Below are 20,770 nucleotides of genomic sequence, written 5' to 3'. Positions count from 1 at the left end.
CGTGGGCGAGCCGCACGCCCTCCCCGCGCTCGAGGTCCGCGACCTCGGTCTCCAGATCGGCGGGGCGCGCATCCTCCAGGGCGTGAGCCTCGCCGTCGGGCAGGGCGAGATGCTCGGGGTGATCGGGCCGAACGGCGCGGGCAAGACGACGCTCTTCAACCTGGTCTCGGGCATCCACCGCCCGACGAGCGGGTCGGTGCTCCTCGAGGGCACGGACGTGACGACCACCTCGGTGGCGGCGCGCGCGCGTGCCGGGCTGGGCCGCACGTTCCAGACGTCGAGCCTGTTCCCGCGCCTGAGCGTCCGGGAGAACGTGCGGCTCGCCGCGCAGGGGCGCCTCGGCGGCGCCCTGTCCGTGCTGCGCTTCCCGCGCCGCGGCGACGCCGCGACGCGGGAGGCGGACCGGCACCTCGAGACCGTGGGGCTCACGCGCCGCGCCGACGTCGCGGCCGGGGACCTGTCGCACGGCGACAAGCGCAAGCTCGAGATCGCGGTGCTCCTCGCGACGGAGCCGCGGGTCGTGCTGCTCGACGAGCCCATGGCCGGCGTGTCGTCGGCCGACGTGCCGGGACTCGTCGAGGTCATCCGTGACCTGCACGCCACCGGCTGCACGGTCCTCATGGTCGAGCACCACATGGACGTCGTGCTCGGGCTCGTGGACCGCGTCGCCGTCATGCACCACGGCGAGCTGCTCGCGTGCGACACCCCCGACGCCGTCATGGCGGACCCGACGGTGCAGAGCGCCTACCTGGGCGTCACGGCAGGAGAGGCAGCATGAGCGCCGCCAGGAACGACACCGACCGCACCGGAGCGACCGACGTGCCCGTGCTCGAGGTGCGCGGGCTGTCCGCGCGCATCGCGGGCCAGCAGGTCGTCGAGGACGTGACGTTCTCGGTCCCGTCGACGGGAGTCACGGCGGTGCTGGGGCGCAACGGCGTCGGCAAGACGTCGACGCTCAAGGCGGTGCTCGGCCTCATCGAGCGCCGGGGCGAGGTGCGGCTCGCGGGCGAACGCGTCGACGGCGAGCGCACGGATCGCATCGTGCGCCGCGGCGTCGGGTACGTGCCCGAGGACCGCGAGGTGTTCGCCGGGCTCACGGTCGCGGAGAACCTGCGCCTCGCCGAGCGCGACGCGCACCCGCGCCGCGAGCTCGTCGCCGAGCTGTTCCCCGACCTCGTGCAGCGCTCCGCGCAGCGCGCGGGGACGCTCTCGGGCGGCCAGCAGCAGATGGTGTCGCTCGCGCGCGCCCTGCTCAACGCCAACCGCCTGCTCCTCGTCGACGAGCCGACCAAGGGCCTCGCCCCGCGGATCGTCGGCGAGGTCGCCGACGCGCTCGCGGAGGCGGCACGCACCGTGCCGATCCTGCTCGTCGAGCAGAACCTCGAGGTCATCGAGCGGCTCGCCGAGCGCGTCGTCGTGATCGACGCGGGCCGCGTCGTGCACACGGGCCCGGCACGTGAGCTCCTCGACGACCCCGACCGCGTCCAGCAGCTCCTCGGCGTGCACGCCGAGGTCGACCACCACGGAACCGAAGGGGCGGTGGCCCGGTGAGCACGATCGTCCTCCTCCTCGTCACGGGGCTCGGCCTCGGGGCGCTGTACTTCCTCGTCGCGTCAGGCCTGTCGCTCATCTACGGGCTCATGGGCGTCCTTAACTTCGCGCACGGCTCGTTCCTCACGCTCGGCGCGTTCGGCGGCTGGTTCGTCGCCCGGTCGCTCGGCGCGGACTCGTGGGGCGTCTTCGCGCTCTCCCTGGTCGCCGGTGCGGTCGTCGGGGCGGGCGCCGCGGCGCTCACCGAGCTGCTGCTCATCCGCCCGCTCTACGAGCGGCACATCGAGCAGGTGCTCGTCACGGTCGGGCTCTCGCTCGCGTCCGTCGCGCTGTTCGAGGGCATGTGGGGCTCGGACCCCGAGTTCATCTCCGGGCCGGCGTGGCTCAAGGGCACGACCGACCTCGCGGGCGCGCCGATCCCCAACGACCGCTTCGTCGCGATCGCCGCGGCGGGGCTCGTGCTCGGCGCGATCGTGCTGTTTCTCCAGCGCACCCGCTACGGGCTCATCATCCGCGCGGGCGTCGAGAACCGGTCCATGGTCACGGCGCTCGGCATCGACGTGCGCAAGGCGTTCACGCTCGTGTTCGCCCTCGGCGGCGCCGCCGCGGGCCTCGGCGGCGTCCTCGCCTCGCAGTACTTCGGCTACGTCTCGCCGCACCTCGGCGGATCGCTGCTCATCTTCGCGTTCATCGTCACCGTCATCGGCGGGCTGGGCTCGCTGACCGGGGCCGCGGTCGCGTCCGTGCTCGTCGCGGTCCTCCAGCAGTTCGCGAACTACTACCTCGGCTACGGCGACCTCATCGTCGTGCTGCTGCTCGCGCTCGTGCTCCTCGTCCGTCCCACCGGCCTCCTCGGAAGGGCAGCCGCATGACCACCCAGACCGCTCCTGGCAGCCGGCCCGACGGCGGCACGCGCGCGGCCGCCGACCCCACCTCCGCTCCCGCCGGGTCCGTGCCGGGCGCCCCGCACCCTGGCGACGCTGCGCGTCCGGCGCGCCGGACGCCGTCGGGCACCGTGGTCCGCACGCTCGCGGGTGTCGCGCTCGTCGCGCTGCTCGCGTGCCTGCCGCTGCTCGCCATCCACGTGCCCGGCGTGCTGCCTGGTCCGACCTACACGCCCGGCGCGCTGCAGATGATGGCGCTGTGCTGGCTCATCGGTGCGCTCGCCCTGAGCTACCACCTGCTGTTCGGCGTCGCCGGCCTGCTGAGCTTCGGCCACGCGCTGTACTTCGCGGCCGGCGTGTACGGGCTCGCGATCGTGCTCGACACGACCGAGATCCCGCTCCTGCCCGCCGCGGCGCTCGTGCTCGTCGGCGGGATCGTCCTCGCGCACGTGGTCGGCGCGATCTCGCTGCGCGTCACGGGCATCTCCTTCGCGATGGTCACCCTCGCGTTCGCCCAGGCGGGCAACGTGCTCGTGCGCCGCAACCCTGGTGGGGCCACCGGCGGCGAGGAGGGTCTCGCGCTCGCGACCGGCAACGTCCCCGACGCGTTCGTGGGCGTGCTCAACACGCGCAACCTCTACTGGCTCGCGCTCGCCGTGCTCGTCGTGGTCTACCTCGTGGTGCTGTGGGTCGAGCGGTCGCGCGCCGGGCACGTCGCGGCGGCGACGCGCGAGAACGAGATGCGCGTGCGCGTCATCGGCGGGCGCCCCTACCTCGTCAAGCTCCTCGTGTTCGTGCTCGCGGCGACGCTCGCGACGGTCGTCGGCATGGCCTACCTGCTGCTCCAGTCCGGCGCGGTGCCGCGCGCGACGTCCGCCGACTTCACGCTCACGCTGCTCGTGATGGTCGTGCTCGGCGGCGTCGGGTCCCGGTGGGGCGCGATCGTCGGCGGCGTGCTCTACACGATCCTCGACCAGCGGCTCGGGACGCTCGCGAGCTCCGCGACGGTCGCCGACCTGCCGGCCGTGCTGCGCGTGCCGCTCAGCGAGCCGCTGTTCCTCCTCGGGACCCTCTTCATCCTCGTCGTGATGTTCCTGCCCGGCGGCATCGCCGGCGCCGCGTCGCGCCTCGCCGCGCGCCGCCGCCCGCGGGAGGATCGGGAGGGAGCCCGCGAGCGCCTCGAGGAGGTGGCATGACGACGACGCAGCACCGGCCCGGCGCGCAGGACGGCCTGCACACCCTCGGACGCTGGACGCGCGACCGCGCCCTCGCGACGCCGGACCGCGTCGCGGTCGACGACCGGGGTGTCACCCTGCGCTACCGCGACCTGCACGAGCGCGCGAGCGCCCTGGCGGCGGCGTTCCGCGAGGCGGGGTACGGCGTCGGCGACCGCGTGGCCACGGTGACGGGCAACAGCGCCGACCAGGTCGTGCTGTTCTTCGCGTGCGCGCAGGCGGGACTGGTGCTCGCGCCGCTGTCGTGGCGCCTGTCGCCCGGCGAGCTCGCGGCTCAGCTCGAGCAGGCCGACCCGGCGCTCGTGCTCGTCGAGCAGGAGTTCTCCGCGCTGGCCGACGCCGCCCTGGACCGGCTCGTCCTCCCGCCGCGGCGCACCGAGCTCGGCCGCAGCGGCGTCGAGGCGCGGGTTCCCGCGCCGTCGCGCCGCCCGCGGTTGACCGACGGCGCGCGTGGCACGGGCGGCGCAGAGCGGGCCGCGGTCGCGCCCGCCCCCGAGCGCCGGGCCGTGCGCGACGACGACCCGCTGCTGCTCGTCTTCACGTCCGGGACGCAGGGCACGCCCAAGGGCGCGCTGCTCACGCACGCGAACTGCTTCTGGACCAACCTCTCGCTCTCGCGCACGGTCGAGCTCACGAGCCATGACGTCGTGCTGAGCGTCCTGCCGCAGTTCCACGCGGGCGGGTGGAACATCCAGCCGCTGCTCGCGTGGTGGACCGGCGCGACGGTCGTCCTGGAGCGGACGTTCGAGCCCGAGCGCGTGCTGCAGCTCGTCGCGGAGCGCCGCGTCACGACGATGATGGGCGTCCCGACCAACTACCTGCTCCTCGCGGAGCACCCCGGCTTCGCGGGCGCCGACCTGTCGTCGGTGCGGCACGCCGTCGTCGGCGGCGCGCCGATGCCCGAGCCGCTGCTGCGCTCGTGGCACCGGCGCGGCGTCGCGCTCTCGCAGGGGTACGGGCTCACGGAGGCGGGGCCCAACGTGCTGTGCCTGCCCGACGACCAGGCGCGCGAGCGCCTCGGGTCGGCCGGGACGCCGTACCCGCACGTCGAGGTCGCCGTCGCCGACCCGGTGACCGGCCAGCACCTCGACGGACCGGCGTCCGGCGAGCTGCTGGTCCGCGGACCCGGGGTGTTCGCCGGGTACTTCCGCGACGAGGCCGCGACGGCCGCCGTCCTGCACGACGGCTGGCTGCGCACCGGGGACCTCGTCGAGCGCGACGCCGACGGGTACTACCGCGTGGTCGACCGGATCAAGGACGTCTTCATCGTCGGGGGCGAGAACGTCACGCCGTCCGAGGTGGAGGCCGTGCTCCGACGCCACCCCGGCGTCGCGGACGTCGCGGTGGTGGGCGTGCCCGACGACCGGTGGGGCGAGGTCGGCGCGGCGTTCGTCGTCCCGCGCCAGGGGTACCCCACCGACGCGGAGGAGCTGGAGGCGTTCTGCCGCCGCGAGCTCGCGCACTTCAAGGTCCCGCGTCGCTTCGACCTCGTCCCGTCCCTGCCCCGCACGTCGCTGCACAAGGTGTCGCGCCGCTCGCTCGCCGAGCGCGTGACCGTCCCGGAGGACTCATGAGCACCCAGCCCCGCACCGCCCGCGGCAACCGCACGCGGGCCAAGATCCTCGCCGCCGCCGAGCAGGTGTTCGCCGAGGTCGGGTACCACGACGCGTCGATCGTGAAGATCACGGAGGCGGCGGGCGTCGGGCAGGGCACGTTCTACCTGTACTTCGAGTCGAAGATCGACGTGTTCGACGAGCTCGTCGACGACCTCAACCGCCGCGTGCGGCACGCGATGATCGAGGCGAGCTCGCAGGCGGGCTCGCGGCTGGCCGCCGAGCGCGCGGGCTTCGAGGCGTTCTTCCGCTTCACCGCCGAGCACCCGGCGCTCTACCGGATCGTGCGGCAGGCCGAGTTCGTCTCGCCAGGGGCCCTGCGTCGGCACTACTCGCGCATCGTCGAGGGCTACATGACCGGCCTCGACAAGGCGCGCGCGAACGGCGAGGTCGGCCACGACGTCGACCCGGAGGTCGCCGCCTGGGCGCTCATGGGGATCGGCGAGATCGTGGGGATGCGCTGGGTCCTGTGGGGCGGGCGCTGGGACGAGGGCGCGGAGCCGCCGTCGTACGACACCGCGGCCGCCGAGGTCCCGCCGCACGTCTTCGAGCAGACCATGCAGTTCATCGAGCGCGCGCTCGCCGCGCCGCGGACCGCTCCCTCGACCGGGAACGGAGCCGCGACCACGACCGACACCGAAGGAGACGCGCGATGACCGTCGCCGCCACCGTCCCCGCAGGCAACCCCGCCGGACCCGGCGCCCCCACGCTCGCCGGGCGCCGCGCGCTCGTCACGGGTGGCGCGAGCGGCATCGGCGCGGCGTGCGCGCGCGAGCTCGCCGCGCGCGGCGCGCACGTGACCGTCGCGGACGTCGACCCCGACGGCGCGAAGCGGCTCGCCGACGAGCTCGGGGGCGAGGCGTGGGTCGTCGACCTCGCCGACACGCGCGCGCTCGACGACCTCACGCTCGACGTCGACGTGCTCGTCAACAACGCGGGCGTGCAGCGCGTGAGCCCCATCGAGGACTTCCGGCCCGACGACTTCCGCCTGCTCCACGCGATCATGCTCGAGGCGCCGTTCCTGCTGGTCCGCGCTGCGCTCCCGGGGATGTACGCGCGCGGGTTCGGGCGCGTCGTCAACGTCTCGTCCGTGCACGGCCTCGTCGCGTCGCCGTACAAGTCGGCGTACGTGTCCGCGAAGCACGGGCTGGAGGGCCTGTCCAAGGTGACGGCGCTCGAGGGCGGCCCGCACGGCGTGACGAGCGTGTGCGTCAATCCCGGGTACGTCCGCACGCCGCTCGTGGAGAAGCAGGTCGCGGACCAGGCGCGCGTGCACGGCGTCCCCGAGTCCGAGGTGCTCGCGACCGTGCTCCTCGCCGAGTCCGCGGTGAAGCGGCTCGTCGAGCCGGAGGAGGTCGCGTCGCTCGTCGGCTGGCTCACCGGACCCGACGCGTCGATGGTCTCGGGGGCGTCGTGGACGATCGACGGCGGCTGGAGCGCCCGGTGACCGCGGGAGCGACCGCGCGCACGGCGGCCCGCCCGACGACGGACCCCGCGCGCGCACGGCACGACGTCACCGCGCAGACCCACACCTACGCGACGCTCGACGTGCCCGTCGCGGGCGGCCGGCTGCGCGTCGGGGTGTGGGACCCGGTCGCCGCGGACGGCTCGGTCGCGGCGGAGGACGGGACGGACGGCAGCGCGCGCCAGGCGGTCCCGACGGTCCTCGCCGTGCACGGCATCACCGCGTCGCACCGCGCGTGGCCCGCGGTCGTCGCCGCGCTGCCGGGCGTGCGCGTCGTCGCGCCCGACCTGCGGGGCCGTGGGCGTAGCAACACGCTGCCCGGCCCGTACGGCATGGGCGCGCACGCCGACGACCTCGCCGCCGTGCTCGACGCGCTGGGGGTCGAGAGCGTCGTCGCGCTCGGACACTCGATGGGCGCGTTCGTGTCGGTGGTGCTCGCGCACCGCCACCCCGGGCGCGTCTCGCGGCTCGTGCTCGTCGACGGCGGCATCCCGCTCCCGCCGCCCACCGGGCTCGCGCCCGACGCGACGCACGACGAGGTCCTGCGCGCCCTGCTCGGCCCGGCCGTCGAGCGCCTCGAGCGCACGTTCGCCGACCGCGAGGAGTACCGCGGCTTCTGGCGCGCGCACCCGGCGTTCGCGAGCGCGTGGGACGAGCCGTGGGGCGACGTCGTCGCGGGCTACGTCGACTACGACCTCGTGGGCGAGGCCCCGGACCTGCGCCCGGCGTCGTCGGGCGCGGCGGTCTCGGCCGACTCGCTCGAGCTCTACGAGGGCGGGCCGCTCGCGGACGCGCTCACCGGCGACCGCCCGCTCGACGTCCCGGTCGTGCTCCTGCGCGCACCGCGCGGCCTGCTCGACGAGCCCGAGGCCCTCTACTCCCCCGAGCACCTCGCCGCGTGGCGCGAGCGGCTGCCGGGGCTGCGCACCCGCGACGTAGCGGGTATCAATCACTACACGATCATCATGAGCCCGCCCGGCGTCGAGGCCGTCGCGGGCGAGACCCTGCGGGCCCTGGCCGCCGCCACGAGCGGCGGAGCAGGGCCGGCGAGTGACGAGGAGGTCACGGCATGAGCCCCACGATCGCGTCCCCACGAGGGACCGGGCTGGACAAGGTGGTCGCGTCCGCGGCCGAGGCCGTCGCGGACGTGCCCGACGGCGCGTCGCTCGCCGTCGGCGGGTTCGGCCTGTGCGGCAACCCGATCGCGCTCATCGAGGCGCTGCTCGCGCAGGGCACGCGCGACCTGTGGGTCGTGAGCAACAACTGCGGCGTCGACGACTGGGGCCTGGGCGTCCTGCTCGGCGCGGGCCGCATCCGCAAGATGACGAGCTCGTACGTCGGGGAGAACAAGGAGTTCGAGCGGCAGTTCCTCTCGGGCGAGCTCGAGCTGGAGCTCACGCCGCAGGGCACGCTCGCGGAGAAGCTGCGCGCCGGGGGCGCAGGCATCGCCGGGTTCTGGACCCGCACCGGCGTCGGCACGCAGGTCGCCGAGGGCGGCCTGCCCCAGCGGTACGACGGCGCGGGCGGCGTCGCGCAGGCGAGCGCGCCCAAGGAGGTCCGCACGTTCGGCGTCGGGCCGCGCGGCCGCGACGGCGCGTTCGCCGACGAGGCCGAGTTCGTGCTCGAGGACGCCATCGCCACGGACTTCGCGCTCGTGCACGCCCTGCGCGGCGACCGGCACGGCAACCTCGTGTTCCACCGCTCGGCCCGCAACTTCTCCCCGCTCGCCGCGATGGCGGGCCGCGTGTGCGTCGCGCAGGTCGAGGAGCTCGTCGAGCCCGGCGAGATCGACCCCGACGAGGTGCACCTGCCCGGCGTGTTCGTGCACCGCGTCGTCGAGGTCGGCCCCGACGTCCCCAAGCGCATCGAGCGCCGCACCGTGCGCCCGGCCGCCGCGACCGACCAGCCCGCGCCGTCGGGCACCGCGACCACCGTGAAGGAGGGCTGAGCCGTGCCGCTCACCCGCGACGAGATGGCCGCGCGCGCCGCGCGCGAGCTCCAGGACGGCTGGTACGTCAACCTCGGCATCGGCCTGCCGACGCTCGTGCCCAACTACGTGCCCGACGACAAGCACCTCGTGCTCCAGTCGGAGAACGGGATCCTCGGCGTCGGGCCGTACCCGACCGAGGACGCCGTCGACCCCGATCTCATCAACGCCGGCAAGGAGACCGTCACCGTCCTGCCGGGCGCCGCGTTCTTCGACTCGGCGCTGAGCTTCGGCATGATCCGCGGCGGCAAGATCGACGCCGCGATCCTCGGCGGCATGCAGGTCTCCGAGACGGGCGACCTCGCCAACTGGATGATCCCCGGCAAGATGGTCAAGGGACCCGGGGGCGCGATGGACCTCGTGCACGGGGCCGGGCGCGTCATCGTGCTCATGGAGCACGTCGCGCGCGACGGGTCGCCCAAGATCCTGCGCTCGTGCTCCCTGCCGCTCACCGGGCGGGGCGTCGTGCACCGGATCATCACGGACCTCGCGGTGATCGACGTGACGCCCGACGGCCTCGTGCTGCGCGAGACCGCGCCGGGCGTGAGCGTCGACGACGTGCGCGCCGCGACCGAGCCCGACCTCGCCGTCGCGCTCGACGACGCCCCGCTCGACGTGGCCGACGCCGGTCCGGGACCGTCCACGCACGCCGCGGGGACGCCGTCGTGACGCGCGACGTGCTGCGCCGCGAGGTGCTGCGCCGCGACGTCCCGACCCCGCGCGGGCGCGAGCACGTGCGCGAGGTCGCCACCGAGCGCGACGCGCGCGCGACCGTCCTGCTCGTGCACGGCAACTGCTCGTCGTCGGCGTTCTTCGACCCGCTGCTGCGCGCGCTGCCCGCCGACGTGCGCGGCGTCGCCGTCGACCTGCGCGGGTACGGCGACGCCGAGCCCCGGCCCGTCGACGCGACCCGCGGCGTGCGGGACCTCGCCGACGACGTCGCGGCCGTCCTCGACGCGCTCGACCTCGCGCGCCCGCTCGTCGCCGTCGCGCACTCCGCGGGCGCGGGCGTCGTGCTGCAGCTCGCGACCGACCGGCCCGACCTGTTCGACGCGATCCTCCTCGAGGCACCCATGTCGCCCTACGGGTTCGGCGGCACGCGCGACGTCGACGGCGCGCCGCTCTCCCCCGACTTCGCGGGCTCGGGCGGCGGGACGGCGAACCCCGCGTTCGTGGCGGCGCTCGCCGCGGGCGACCGCAGCGAGGACGCCGGTTCGCCGCGCGACGTGCTGCGCCGCTTCTACGTCGCCGACCCGGCGTCGCTCGGCGAGCCGCTCGGCGCGCTGGAGGAGCTCCTGCTCCACTCCGTGCTCTCCACGCGCACGGGCGACGACAACTACCCGGGCGACCGGACGGCGTCCGACACCTGGCCCGGCGTGGCGCCCGGGACGCGCGGGATGAACAACGCGATCAGCGCGCGATACTGCGACCTGTCCGGCTTCGCGACGTCCGGCGCGACGGCGCCCGTGCTGTGGGTGCGCGGCGACGCCGACGCGATCGTCGCGGACACGTCGCTGTTCGACCTCGCGCACCTCGGCGCGCTCGGCGCGGTGCCCGGATGGCCGGGCGCGGACACGCACCCGCCCCAGCCGATGGTCGCCCAGACCCGCGCCGTCCTCGACGCCTACGCGGCCGCGGGCGGGCGGTACCGTGAAGAGGTGCGGCCCGGCGTCGGGCACAGTCCCCACCTCGAGGAGCCGGACGTGTTCCTCGGGCTCCTGCTCGGGCTGGTCGACGGTGCCGTCGCCGTCGCCGACACCGCCGCCGCACGAGCAGGCGCCACACCCCCGGCGCCCGCGCAGACACCGCCGTCCGCACCCCTGGAGGTCCAGCCGTGAGCACCACCACCCCGCACTCCCCTGACGACGTAGTGGTCGTCGCCGCCGCCCGCACGCCCCAGGGGCGGCTCAAGGGCTCGCTCGCCGCGCTGACCGCGGTCGAGCTCGGCGCCGTCGCCGCGCGCGCCGCGATCGAGCGCTCGGGGCTCGGCGCGGACGCCGTCGACGCCGTCGTGCTCGGCCAGGTGCTCCAGGCCGGGGCCGGGCAGAACCCCGCGCGCCAGACCGCCGCCGCCGCGGGGGTGGGCTGGGACGTGCCCGCCGTGACGGTGAACAAGGTGTGCCTCTCCGGGCTCACCGCCGTGATCGACGGGACGCGGATGATCCGCTCCGGCGAGGCGGAGGTCGTGCTCGTCGGCGGTCAGGAGTCCATGACCAACGCGCCGCACCTGCTGCCCGGCTCGCGCGCCGGGTTCGCGTTCGGAGACGCGACGCTCGTCGACGCCGTCGCGCGCGACGGGCTCACCGACGCGTTCGACCGCGCCTCCATGGGCGTCTCGACCGAGCGCACCAACGTGGGCGACGTGTTCGTGTCGCGCGAGGAGCAGGACGCCGTCGCGGCGGCCTCGCACCAGCGCGCCGCGGCCGCGGCGAAGGACGGCCTGTTCGACGCCGAGCTCGCGCCCGTGAGCGTCCCGCAGCGCCGGGGCGAGCCGGTCGAGGTGCGCGACGACGAGGGCGTGCGCCCCGACACCACCGCCGAGGGCCTCGCGCGCCTGCGCCCCGCGTTCGACCCCGAGGGCACGATCACCGCGGGCAACGCGTCGCAGATCTCCGACGGCGCCGCCGCGCTCGTCCTCACGACGCGCGCCCGGGCCGAGTCCGCGGGCGCGCCCGTGCTCGCGACGGTGCGGGCGTGGGGTCAGGTCGCCGGCCCCGACACGTCGCTGCACTCCCAGCCTGCGCGCGCGATCCGGCAGGCGCTCGACCGCGCCGGCTGGAGCGTCGAGGAGCTCGACCTCGTCGAGATCAACGAGGCCTTCGCGACGGTCGTCGCGGTGTCCACGCGCGTCCTCGGCGTCTCGCCGGACGTCGTCAACGTCCACGGCGGCGGCATCTCGCTCGGCCACCCCATCGGCGCGTCCGGTGCCCGGCTCGCCGTCCACGCGGCCCACGAGCTCGCGCGCCGCGGCGGAGGGCGCGTCGCCGTCGGGCTGTGCGGCGGCGGGGGCCAGGGCGAGGCGCTGCTCCTGGAGGCGTGACCGCTCCCCGACGCGGGCGCGGACGCTTCGAGGGGACGGTGGGCTGCACCTCGCCTACGCTCGCGATGTGCAGCCCACCGTGACGGAGACCCGACCCCCCGAGCCCGTCGACGAGAAGCCTGCGAGGCACGGTGCGTGGGGACGGTGGCTGCGGCGGTTCTCGGCGACCGGGCTGGTGCTCGCGCTGCTGTGGTTCTGCCTGTCGTTCACGCCGTCGCTCATCCCGCGGGCGTGGTACTACCAGGCCGTGATCTCGGGCGTGAGCGCGGTCGGCGGGTACGGGGTCGGGGCGTTCGTCGAGTGGTTCGCCGTGAAGGTCGGCCTGCGCGTCCGCTGGACGGCGCGCGCGAGCCGCGTCGCGTGGTGGGTGCTCGCCGGGGCGACGGTCGTGCTCGTGCCCCTCTCGCTGGTCCTCGGCGCCCGCCGCCAGATCGAGCTGCGGCACCTGTTCGGCATGTCCGAGGACGTCCCCGGGCGCGAGGTGGCCACGCTCGTGCTCGCGCTCGCCGTCGCGCTGCTCGTGCTCCAGGCCGGGCGGGGGCTGCGCCGCGTCGCGCGCTGGGTCGCCCGGCTCGTCGGCCGGGTCGTGCCTGCCCCGGTCGCGCGGTTCGTGAGCGGCGTGGCGGTCGCGGTCGTCGTGGTGCTCGTGTTCAACGGCGTCGTCTGGTCGGGCGCGATGAGCGCGCTCAACTCGATCTACTCGGCGGCGAACGCCGACGTCGACCCCCGCCTGTCTCCCCCGGCCCAGCCCGAGCGGTCCGGGTCGGCGGCGTCCCCCGAGACGTGGGACTCGCTCGGCGCCGAGGGCCGCAAGTTCGTCGTGTCCGGTCCGACCCTCGACGAGCTGACCGCGTTCGCCCAGGCGGGCGACGTCGTCGACCCCGCGGACGTGCGCGAACCGATCCACGCCTATGCGGGCCTCGACGCCGACGGCGACCTCGACGCCACGGCGGCGCGCGTCGTCGACGAGCTCGACCGCACCGACGCGTGGGACCGGTCCGTCCTCGTCGTCGCGACCACGACCGGGACCGGCTGGGTCGACCCGGGCATGGTGGAGGCGCTCGAGCTCATGCACGGCGGCGACACCGCGATCGCGAGCATGCAGTACTCGTACCTGCCGAGCTGGATCAGCTTCGTCGGCGACCGCACGACCCCGCCCGCGGCCGGCAAGGCGCTGTTCGAGGCGGTGTACTCGCGGTGGTCGGACCTGCCCGAGGACGACCGCCCGCGCCTGCTCGCGTTCGGCATCTCGCTCGGGTCGTTCGGCATGCAGGGCGCGTTCAGCGGTGTGCAGGACGTCGAGGCGCGCTCCGACGGCGCGATGTTCACCGGGACGCCCGGCTTCACCCCGATGTGGCGCGAGCTCACCGACGCACGCGACCCCGGGTCGCTCGAGTACGCGCCCGTGCTCGAGGACGGCCGGCAGGTCCGGTGGGGCGACCCGGTCGCGACCGGGGTGGCCGACCTGTGGGGCCCCGGCCCGCGGTGGGACGAGCCGCGCGTCGTCTACCTGCAGCACGCGTCCGACGGCGTGACGTGGTGGGGACCGGAGACGCTGTGGTCCGAGCCCGACTGGCTGCGCGAGCCGCGCGGCCCCGACGTGCTGGGCGACGTCCGGTGGTACCCGTTCGTCACGTTCTGGCAGCTCACGGGCGACCTGTTCGTCGCGGCCGCGTCCGACATCCCGCCGGGCCACGGCCACGTCTACAAGCTCGAGTACGCCGACGGGTTCGCCGCCCTGCACGCTCCCGAGGGCTGGTCGGCCGCCGACACCGCGCGCCTCAAGGACGCGATGGACGCTCCGACCCAGGGCGGCTCGATCGGCTGACGACCGCCTCCGACGGGTGCGGGGCATCTGTCGTCGGGACCCCGAAGGGACGACAGACACCCCGCACTCACCGCGGGGCGTGGGTGTCGAGGAACGCATACACCTCGGTGGTGTCGACGCCAGGGAACGCCCCGGTCGGCATCGCGGCGAGCATCGACGCGTGCGGGCGGGCGCTCGGCCACGACTGCCCGGCCCAGCGGTCGGAGAGCGCGTCCGGCGGGCGGCGGCAGCACGCGCCGTCAGGGCAGCGGGAGACCAGACGCTCGGTCGTGTCGCGCCCGAGGAACCACTTCACGTGCGCGAACGGCACCCCGACGCTCACCGAGAACTCGCCGTCCGCCGACGCCTGCACGCGCGACGTGCACCAGTAGGTGCCGCTCGGGGTGTCCGTGTACTGGCTGAACGGGCTGAGCCGGTCCTCGACCGCGAACACCGTGCGCGCGGTCCAGCTCCGGCACACGTACTGCCCCTCGACGGCGCCGAGCGGGTCGGCCGGGAAGCGGACACCGTCGTTCTCGTACGCCTTGTGGATCACCCCGGACTCGTGGACCTTCATGAAGTGCACCGGGATGCCGAGGTGCTTCGTCGCGAGGTTGGTGAACCGGTGGGCCGCCGTCTCGTACGACACGGCGAACGCGTCGCGCAGGTCCTCGATCGAGATCTCGCGCGCCTCCTTCGCCGCCCGCAGCGCCTTGACCGCGTGGCGCTCCGGCAGCAGGAGCGCCGCCGCGAGGTAGTTGGCCTCGACGCGCTGGCGCAGGAACTCGCGGTAGTCGCGCGGTTCCGCGTGCCCGAGCACGTGCGGCGCGAGCGCCTGGAGCAGCGCCGACGTCGCGTTGGACCGCCCGCGCATCCCGTCGCTCGGCAGGTAGACACGGCGGTGGCGCAGGTCGAGCACCGAGCGGGTCGAGTGCGGCAGGTCGCCCACGTAGTGCAGCGTGAAGCCCAGGTGGGCGGCGATGTCCGCCGCGACGCGCTGGGGCAGCGGGCCGCCCGCGTGCCCGACGCCGTCGAGCAGCTCGGCCGCCGCGTCCTCGAGCTCGGGGAAGTAGTTGTCCTGCGCGCGCATGGTCGCGCGGAGCTCCGCGTTGGCGCGGCGCGCCTCCTCGGGCGTCGCGGCACGCTCGGTGTGAAGCCGCTGGAGCTCCCGCTCCAGGGCGACGATCGTCTCGAGCGCGTCGGTCGGCAGCGACTTGCCGACCCGCACCGGACGCAGCCCGAGCGCGTCGAAGAGCGGGCCGCGCTGGGCGCGCTCCAGCTCGATCTCGAGCGCGTCCCGGCGCGACGGCGCCTCGGGCGACAGGAGGTCGTCGAGGCTCGCACCGAGCGCCCGCGCCACGGCCTGGAGCTGGGCGAACTTGGGCTCGCGCTTGCCGTTCTCCAGGAGGGACACCTGGGACGGCGCCCGGCCGATGGCGGCGCCGAGCTCGTCGAGCGTCATGCCCCGCGCGGCGCGCAGGTGCCGGATCCTGCGGCCGATCGTCAGGGCGTCGGGCTCGCTCTCGAGCGGGATTTCCGCATGTTCCGCGATTCCGGCCGGTCGCGTCGTCGGGATAGCCATGACTGAGAGTGACACGCGCCACTCCTTCCGCACAAGAGAAGAAGTGCGATTCTTTCGCCCGATCTGGCTTGAGACGGGGTCGTCAGCGGGAGGAAGGTCGAAGCACGGACCTCGCCGAGGTCCACCGACCGGCCCGTCCGGTCCGCGCAGCGCGGACCGGCGCACCACCAGGAGGCACCCGTGAACAGGCCCACCATCGTCAGCCGCCGCTCCCCGTCCGAGTACGCGGGCGGCGCCCGTCCGCTCGGCGCCGTCGCGACGACGGCGGACGTCGCGGGCCGCACCCCGGGTCGCCCTGGGAGCGACGGTCCCCGACCTGGCGACCAGACCCAGACGGCCGCGGAGCTCACCGAGCAGTGGGCGACCGACCCGCGCTGGGCCGGGCTCGACCGCGACTACACCGCTGAGGACGTCGTCGCGCTGCGCGGCTCGGTGCGCGAGGAGCACACGCTCGCCCGCCGCGGCGCCGAGAAGCTGTGGGAGCAGATCCACACCGAGGAGTGGGTCGCCGCGCTCGGCGCGTTCACCGGCAACCAGGCCGTGCAGCAGGTGCGCGCGGGTCTCAAGGCCATCTACCTCTCCGGGTGGCAGGTCGCGGCCGACGCCAACCTGTCCGGCCAGACGTACCCCGACCAGTCGCTCTACCCCGCCAACTCCGTGCCCGCCGTGGTGCGCCGCATCAACAACGCGCTGCTGCGCGCGGACCAGATCGAGACGGCGGAGTCCGGTGCGCCCGCCCGTGACTGGCTCGCCCCGATCGTGGCCGACGCCGAGGCCGGGTTCGGCGGCCCGCTCAACGCGTACGAGCTCATGCACTCGATGATCGCCGCGGGCGCGGCGGGCGTGCACTGGGAGGACCAGCTCGCGTCGGAGAAGAAGTGCGGCCACCTCGGCGGCAAGGTGCTCGTGCCCACGAGCCAGCACATCCGCACGCTCAACGCCGCGCGCCTCGCGGCCGACGTCGCGGGCGTGCCGTCGGTCATCATCGCCCGCACGGACTCGCTCGCCGCGGACCTGCTGACGTCCGACGTCGACGAGCGCGACCGCCCGTTCCTCACGGGCGAGCGCACCTCGGAGGGCTTCTACCGGGTGCGCCCGGGGCTCGACGCGGTCGTCGCGCGCGGCCTCGCGTACGCGCCGTACTCCGACCTCATCTGGGTCGAGACGGGCGAGCCCGACCTCGAGCTCGCGCGCACGTTCGCCGAGACGATCCACGCGCAGTACCCGGACAAGAAGCTCGCCTACAACTGCTCGCCGTCGTTCAACTGGAAGAAGCACCTCGACGACGCCCAGATCGCGAGCTTCCAGAAGGAGCTCGCCGCGATGGGCTACGCGTTCCAGTTCATCACGCTGGCCGGCTTCCACGCCGTCTCGCACTCCATGTTCGAGCTCGCGCGCGGCTACGGCGAGCGCGCGATGACCGCCTACGTCGAGCTCCAGGAGGCCGAGTTCGCCTCCGAGGCCGACGGCTACACCGCCACCCGCCACCAGCGGGAGGTCGGCACCGGCTACTTCGACCGGGTCGCCACGGCTCTCAACCCCGACGCCGCCACCCTCGCGCTCGCGGGGTCCACCGAGACCGCTCAGTTCCACTAAGCCCCCTCGCGAGGTAGAGGAGCGGTCCCGCGAGGTAGAGGCCTGGTCACGACCAAACCTCTACCTCGCGGGACCAGAGCTCTACCTCGGCCTACCAGAGCTCTACCTCGCGACATCGACCTTCGGAGCACGCCATGACCACGCTGACCACGACCACCTCTCCCCCCTCTCCCTCGGGCACGCCCCAGGCCGGGCCCGACGGCGGCCCGCGCCCCGAGCGGCCGGCCCGGCCCGCGCCGTCGGGCGCCCTGCGCGTCATCGGCACGCTGGGCGAGCGCTACCGCGAGATCCTCACGCCCGAGGCGCTCGACTTCCTCACCCTGCTGCACGACCGGTTCGTGGCCCGCCGCCACGAGCTGCTCATGGACCGGCAGCAGCGCCGGCAGGACGTCGCGGACGGCATCGACCCCGACTTCCGGGCCGCGACGCGGCCCGTGCGCGACGACCCCTCGTGGCGCGTCGCCGGCTCGGCCGGCGCGCCGGGCCTCGAGGACCGCCGCGTCGAGATCACCGGGCCGACCGACCCGAAGATGACGATCAACGCCCTCAACTCCGGCGCCAAGGTCTGGCTCGCGGACGCCGAGGACGCGTCGAGCCCCACGTGGCGCAACGTGATCGAGGGCCAGCTCGCGCTGCACGACGCGATCCGCGGGACGCTCACCCACACGACCGGCTCGGGCGACCACCGCAAGGAGTACCGCCTGCGCTCGACGACGCTCACCGACCTGCCGACGATCGTGTTCCGCCCGCGCGGGTGGCACCTCATCGAGAAGCACATGCGGTACGTCGACCGGGCGGGGGTCAGCGTGTCGGCGTCCGCCTCGCTCGTGGACTTCGGGCTCTACCTGTTCCACAACGCGCGTGAGCTCGTCGCGCGCGGCCGGGGGCCGTACTTCTACCTGCCCAAGCTCGAGGGCTACCGCGAGGCACGGCTGTGGAACGACGTGTTCGTCCTCGCTCAGGAGTACCTGGGGCTACCGCAGGGCACGATCCGCGCGACCGTGCTGATCGAGACCCTGCCCGCGGCCTTCGAGATGGAGGAGATCCTCCACGAGCTGCGCGACCACTGCGCCGGGCTCAACGCCGGGCGGTGGGACTACCTGTTCTCCGTCATCAAGGCGTTCCGCACGCGCGGCGACTCCTACGTGCTGCCCGACCGCGCGCAGGTCACCATGACCGCGCCGTTCATGCGCGCGTACACCGAGCTGCTCGTCGCGACGTGCCACAAGCGCGGCGCGCACGCGATCGGCGGGATGAGCGCGTTCATCCCCGACCGGCGCCGGCCGGACGTCACCGAGCGAGCCTTCGAGCAGGTGCGGGCCGACAAGCGTCGCGAGGCGACGGACGGGTTCGACGGGACGTGGGTCGCGCACCCCGACCTCATCGAGGTCGCGCGCGGCGAGTTCGACGCGGTGCTGGGCGACCGCCCGCACCAGGTGTCTCGCCTGCGCGACGACGTCGAGGTGGGCCAGCACGAGCTGCTCGACATCGGCTCGGCCCGCCGCGCCGGGGCGACCGTGACCGCGGCGGGCCTGCGCTCCAACGTCTCCGTCGGGGTGCGGTACCTCGAGTCCTGGCTGCGCGGCGTCGGCGCCGCCGCGATCGACCACCTCATGGAGGATGCCGCGACCGCCGAGATCTCGCGCTCGCAGGTCTGGCAGTGGATCGCGTCGGGCACGCGCACCGAGAACGGCGTGCCCATCACGCGCGACCGCGTCGAGGCACTCCTTGCCGAGATCGTCGACGACCTGCCGCGCCTCCCGGACAACCGGATCGACGACGCCGCGCACGTGTTCCGCGCGGTCGCGCTCGCCGAGGACTTCCCGACGTTCCTCACCATCGGGGCCTACTCGCAGTTCCTGGTGGGCTCGGAGATCGACCAGCCGTAACCGGGCCCGCGAGCACGACATGGGGGTCGTTATCCGCTGGAGAGCGACCCCCATGTCGTGCTCGCGGGCGGGTGGTGTCGTGGTCGGCAGGTCGTGCGTGCTCGACGGCGGTCCGCGCCCTGGGCGCCTCCTGGTGCTGGCAGGCCGAGATGTGGGAGCATCCGGCCACGCACGGCGACACGGTCGTCCGGGCGCTCGCCCGCACGACCCCGGAGCAGCCATGACCAACCCCTTCGCGCCACCGAGCCAGTCGACCTCGGGAGCGTCCCCCGCACCGTCGGCAACTCCCGCCGCGCCGACTACCTCTGTCCCGGCCCCGACAGCGCCCCCGGCGGCCTCGCCTCCGGTCCCCACGTCCGGGTACCCCGCTCCCCCGCAGTCCACCTCGCCGCCGTCGCCGATCGGGCCCGGTCCGGCGCCGATCGGCCACGGTCCCGTCCCGCCAGGGCCGCTCCCGCCAGGGCCGCTCCGGCCGGGGCCGCCGTACCCCGTCGCCGGACTCCCCGGCCCACCCCCGCCCGCCGCGCGCCGCGGTCTGTCCCGCACCGCCGTCGGGCTGATCGTCGGCGCCACGTGCCTCGCGGTGGGCGGCGGCGTCGGCTTCGCCGCCGGTGTCGCGAGCGACGCCGGCGGGCGTCTCGCCGACTGGTACACCGAGCCGGTCGAGGACGAGTGGTCCGAGGACTGGTCGGACGAGGACTGGTCCGAGGGCGAGTGGGAGGGCTCCGGGACGCGGGCCGACCCGTGGTTCTTCGACGGCTACACCGTCGCCGGTGAGGAGTGGGAGGTCCTCCTCGACCCGCCGTACGAGGCGACCGCGGAGATCCTCGCGCACAGCGACGTCAACGTCGCACCGCCGGAGGGCACGGAGTACTGGATCGTCCCGGTGACCGCCACGTACTACGGCCCCAGCTCGCAGGTGAGCGCGTGGGGGGCGATCGACGTCGGCTTCGTCGGCGACGACGGCGTCCATGTCGACGGACAGTGCGGCGCCGTGCCGGACGCCCTCGTCGGGACGGGCCTCGTCGGCACCGACGACACCGTGTCGGGCAACGTCTGCCTCGCGGTCCCCACGGGCGCGCCCGGGCTGTGGACGCTCTCGCTCGAGGGCTACGAGCCCTGGTACCTCACGGCGGACGCCCCGCTCGCGAGCTGACCGGCACCCGGAGCTCGGGTGCGGTTCGCCGCGCTCTGAGCGCGCCGCAGGGGGCGGAGCGCGCCCCGCCCCCGTGCGCTCAGCCCAGCGCGTGCACGAAGTCCACGCGCTGCGCGGCGAACCAGGCCTCGTTCTCGTGGATCCGGTCCCCCACCCCGTCGTCCCACATGCGCTGCCAGCCGCCGCCGCGCACCCGTGCGGCATGCCGCATCGCGTACCAGCTCCGCGCGAACCGCTGCGCGAGCACGTCGAGCAGCGCGAGCCGCTGGGACCGGTCCAACCCGTACGCCTCCGTGAGGATCCGGGCGCGACGCGGTGCGTCGAGGTCCCGCAGCACGTCCGGCCGCGCCTCCGGCGGCGCGACCGGCGCCCAGTAGAGCAGCGTCGTCGCGACGTCGAGCAGGCGCGTGGTCGGCGCGGCGAGTTCGAAGTCGATCACGCCGACGAGCCGGTGCGGACCCTCCGGGTCGTCGCCGGCCGGGACGAACAGCGCGTTCTCGACCGTGAGGTCGTTGTGCCCGACGACGTCCGGCACGTCGAACACGTCCGGCACCTCCGGGAACTGCACCCGCTCGGGCCACGCGACGCCGTCCGGCAGCACGACGTCGAGCGACACCGCGTGGAGGTCCCGCAGCCACTCCCCGAGCTGGACGAGCACGTCCTCGCCGGTCGCCCACGCGTGCGGCGGGCGCCCGCCCATCTCGCCCGGCAGGAACGTCACGACCTCCCGGCCGTCGTCGTCGATCCCGAGGAACCGGGGCGCGCGCTCGAAGCCCGCGCGCTCCAGGTGCAGCAGGTACGCCTCGACGGCGGGGCTGTGCGGGCCGCGCGGACGGCGGACGGTGTCGCCGCGCCGGACGATCCCGTCCGACACGTCACCACCGAGCAGGGGGACCTCGACGTCGTCCGCGTCGTCGCGGTACGGGAGCAGATCGGTCATACCCGACACCTTCGCACGCGCGGCG

General features: G+C 74.8%; 18 protein-coding genes. 16 read left to right on the top strand and 2 right to left on the bottom strand.

The window, feature by feature from the left end:
- Window position 1: 1 nt before the first annotated feature.
- The 13 genes from JOE63_RS08475 (at window position 2) to JOE63_RS08415 (ending at window position 13,603) form a co-directional block, all read left to right on the top strand.
- Window positions 2-778 (top strand): ABC transporter ATP-binding protein, encoded by a 777-nt coding sequence (locus JOE63_RS08475; protein WP_204540638.1) that lies wholly within the window; start codon window positions 2-4, stop codon window positions 776-778.
- Window positions 775-1,551, top strand: a complete 777-nt coding sequence (locus JOE63_RS08470; RefSeq protein ID WP_087471505.1) for an ABC transporter ATP-binding protein — start codon at window positions 775-777, stop codon at window positions 1,549-1,551. Before JOE63_RS08475 ends, JOE63_RS08470 begins: the two co-directional genes overlap by 4 nt.
- Window positions 1,548-2,423, top strand: a complete 876-nt coding sequence (locus JOE63_RS08465; protein ID WP_204540635.1) for a branched-chain amino acid ABC transporter permease — start codon at window positions 1,548-1,550, stop codon at window positions 2,421-2,423. Before JOE63_RS08470 ends, JOE63_RS08465 begins: the two co-directional genes overlap by 4 nt.
- The gene (locus JOE63_RS08460; RefSeq protein WP_204540632.1) at window positions 2,420-3,631 is read left to right on the top strand and encodes a branched-chain amino acid ABC transporter permease; all 1,212 of its coding nucleotides are present in this window, start codon (window positions 2,420-2,422) and stop codon (window positions 3,629-3,631) included. The genes JOE63_RS08465 and JOE63_RS08460 overlap by 4 nt, the downstream gene beginning before the upstream one ends.
- A complete protein-coding gene (locus tag JOE63_RS08455; protein WP_204540629.1) occupies window positions 3,628-5,244 on the top strand; it encodes a class I adenylate-forming enzyme family protein in 1,617 nt (538 codons plus the stop codon). Before JOE63_RS08460 ends, JOE63_RS08455 begins: the two co-directional genes overlap by 4 nt.
- A complete protein-coding gene (locus tag JOE63_RS08450) occupies window positions 5,241-5,939 on the top strand; it encodes a TetR/AcrR family transcriptional regulator (protein ID WP_204540626.1) in 699 nt (232 codons plus the stop codon). The genes JOE63_RS08455 and JOE63_RS08450 overlap by 4 nt, the downstream gene beginning before the upstream one ends.
- Window positions 5,936-6,730 (top strand): 3-hydroxybutyrate dehydrogenase, encoded by a 795-nt coding sequence (locus tag JOE63_RS08445; protein ID WP_204540623.1) that lies wholly within the window; start codon window positions 5,936-5,938, stop codon window positions 6,728-6,730. The genes JOE63_RS08450 and JOE63_RS08445 overlap by 4 nt, the downstream gene beginning before the upstream one ends.
- A complete protein-coding gene (locus JOE63_RS08440) occupies window positions 6,727-7,821 on the top strand; it encodes an alpha/beta hydrolase (RefSeq protein ID WP_204540620.1) in 1,095 nt (364 codons plus the stop codon). Before JOE63_RS08445 ends, JOE63_RS08440 begins: the two co-directional genes overlap by 4 nt.
- On the top strand, window positions 7,818-8,696 hold the full coding sequence (locus JOE63_RS08435; RefSeq protein ID WP_204540617.1) for a CoA transferase subunit A: 879 nt from the start codon (window positions 7,818-7,820) through the stop codon (window positions 8,694-8,696). The genes JOE63_RS08440 and JOE63_RS08435 overlap by 4 nt, the downstream gene beginning before the upstream one ends.
- 3 nt (window positions 8,697-8,699) lie before the next feature.
- Window positions 8,700-9,404, top strand: a complete 705-nt coding sequence (locus JOE63_RS08430) for a CoA transferase subunit B (protein ID WP_307840001.1) — start codon at window positions 8,700-8,702, stop codon at window positions 9,402-9,404.
- A complete protein-coding gene (locus tag JOE63_RS08425) occupies window positions 9,401-10,573 on the top strand; it encodes an alpha/beta fold hydrolase (protein WP_204540615.1) in 1,173 nt (390 codons plus the stop codon). Before JOE63_RS08430 ends, JOE63_RS08425 begins: the two co-directional genes overlap by 4 nt.
- Window positions 10,570-11,775, top strand: a complete 1,206-nt coding sequence (locus tag JOE63_RS08420; RefSeq protein WP_204540611.1) for an acetyl-CoA C-acyltransferase — start codon at window positions 10,570-10,572, stop codon at window positions 11,773-11,775. Before JOE63_RS08425 ends, JOE63_RS08420 begins: the two co-directional genes overlap by 4 nt.
- 67 nt (window positions 11,776-11,842) lie before the next feature.
- Window positions 11,843-13,603, top strand: coding sequence for an alpha/beta hydrolase (locus JOE63_RS08415; protein WP_204540608.1), 1,761 nt, complete (start codon window positions 11,843-11,845; stop codon window positions 13,601-13,603).
- Between the two features lie 67 nt (window positions 13,604-13,670).
- On the opposite strand, the gene JOE63_RS08410 is transcribed toward JOE63_RS08415, so the two are convergent.
- Window positions 13,671-15,164: a helix-turn-helix transcriptional regulator gene (locus JOE63_RS08410; protein WP_204540605.1), complete on the bottom strand. Its 1,494-nt coding sequence runs from the start codon at window positions 15,162-15,164 to the stop codon at window positions 13,671-13,673.
- 180 nt (window positions 15,165-15,344) lie between these two features.
- Between JOE63_RS08410 and aceA the strand changes: the two genes are divergently transcribed.
- The 3 genes from aceA (at window position 15,345) to JOE63_RS08395 (ending at window position 19,805) form a co-directional block, all read left to right on the top strand.
- Window positions 15,345-16,760 (top strand): isocitrate lyase, encoded by a 1,416-nt coding sequence (gene aceA / locus JOE63_RS08405; protein WP_307840000.1) that lies wholly within the window; start codon window positions 15,345-15,347, stop codon window positions 16,758-16,760.
- Window positions 16,761-16,894: 134 nt separating this feature from the next.
- Window positions 16,895-18,649: a malate synthase A gene (gene aceB / locus JOE63_RS08400; RefSeq protein WP_204540603.1), complete on the top strand. Its 1,755-nt coding sequence runs from the start codon at window positions 16,895-16,897 to the stop codon at window positions 18,647-18,649.
- A 583-nt stretch (window positions 18,650-19,232) separates the two neighbouring features.
- The gene (locus tag JOE63_RS08395) at window positions 19,233-19,805 is read left to right on the top strand and encodes a hypothetical protein (protein WP_141388605.1); all 573 of its coding nucleotides are present in this window, start codon (window positions 19,233-19,235) and stop codon (window positions 19,803-19,805) included.
- 79 nt (window positions 19,806-19,884) lie between these two features.
- On the opposite strand, the gene JOE63_RS08390 is transcribed toward JOE63_RS08395, so the two are convergent.
- Window positions 19,885-20,745, bottom strand: coding sequence for an aminoglycoside phosphotransferase family protein (locus JOE63_RS08390; protein WP_204540599.1), 861 nt, complete (start codon window positions 20,743-20,745; stop codon window positions 19,885-19,887).
- Between the last annotated feature and the right edge of the window lie 25 nt (window positions 20,746-20,770).

Origin of the sequence: Cellulosimicrobium cellulans, assembly GCF_016907755.1 — a bacterium.
In the GTDB taxonomy this organism is placed as follows: domain Bacteria; phylum Actinomycetota; class Actinomycetes; order Actinomycetales; family Cellulomonadaceae; genus Cellulosimicrobium; species Cellulosimicrobium cellulans_D.
The sequence above is the reverse complement of the archived record's forward strand: the minus strand, read 5'-3'. Positions and strand labels throughout refer to the sequence as shown.

Excerpts from the sequence above, each read along its gene's own strand:
- JOE63_RS08470 (WP_087471505.1), top strand. The coding sequence starts at position 775 with ATGAGCGCCGCCAGGAACGACACCGACCGCACCGGAGCGACCGACGTG.
- JOE63_RS08460 (WP_204540632.1), top strand. The coding sequence starts at position 2,420 with ATGACCACCCAGACCGCTCCTGGCAGCCGGCCCGACGGCGGCACGCGC.
- JOE63_RS08455 (WP_204540629.1), top strand. The coding sequence starts at position 3,628 with ATGACGACGACGCAGCACCGGCCCGGCGCGCAGGACGGCCTGCACACC.
- JOE63_RS08450 (WP_204540626.1), top strand. The coding sequence starts at position 5,241 with ATGAGCACCCAGCCCCGCACCGCCCGCGGCAACCGCACGCGGGCCAAG.
- JOE63_RS08445 (WP_204540623.1), top strand. The coding sequence starts at position 5,936 with ATGACCGTCGCCGCCACCGTCCCCGCAGGCAACCCCGCCGGACCCGGC.
- JOE63_RS08435 (WP_204540617.1), top strand. The coding sequence starts at position 7,818 with ATGAGCCCCACGATCGCGTCCCCACGAGGGACCGGGCTGGACAAGGTG.
- JOE63_RS08410 (WP_204540605.1), bottom strand. The coding sequence starts at position 15,164 with ATGGCTATCCCGACGACGCGACCGGCCGGAATCGCGGAACATGCGGAA.
- aceB (WP_204540603.1), top strand. The coding sequence starts at position 16,895 with ATGACCACGCTGACCACGACCACCTCTCCCCCCTCTCCCTCGGGCACG.
- JOE63_RS08390 (WP_204540599.1), bottom strand. The coding sequence starts at position 20,745 with ATGACCGATCTGCTCCCGTACCGCGACGACGCGGACGACGTCGAGGTC.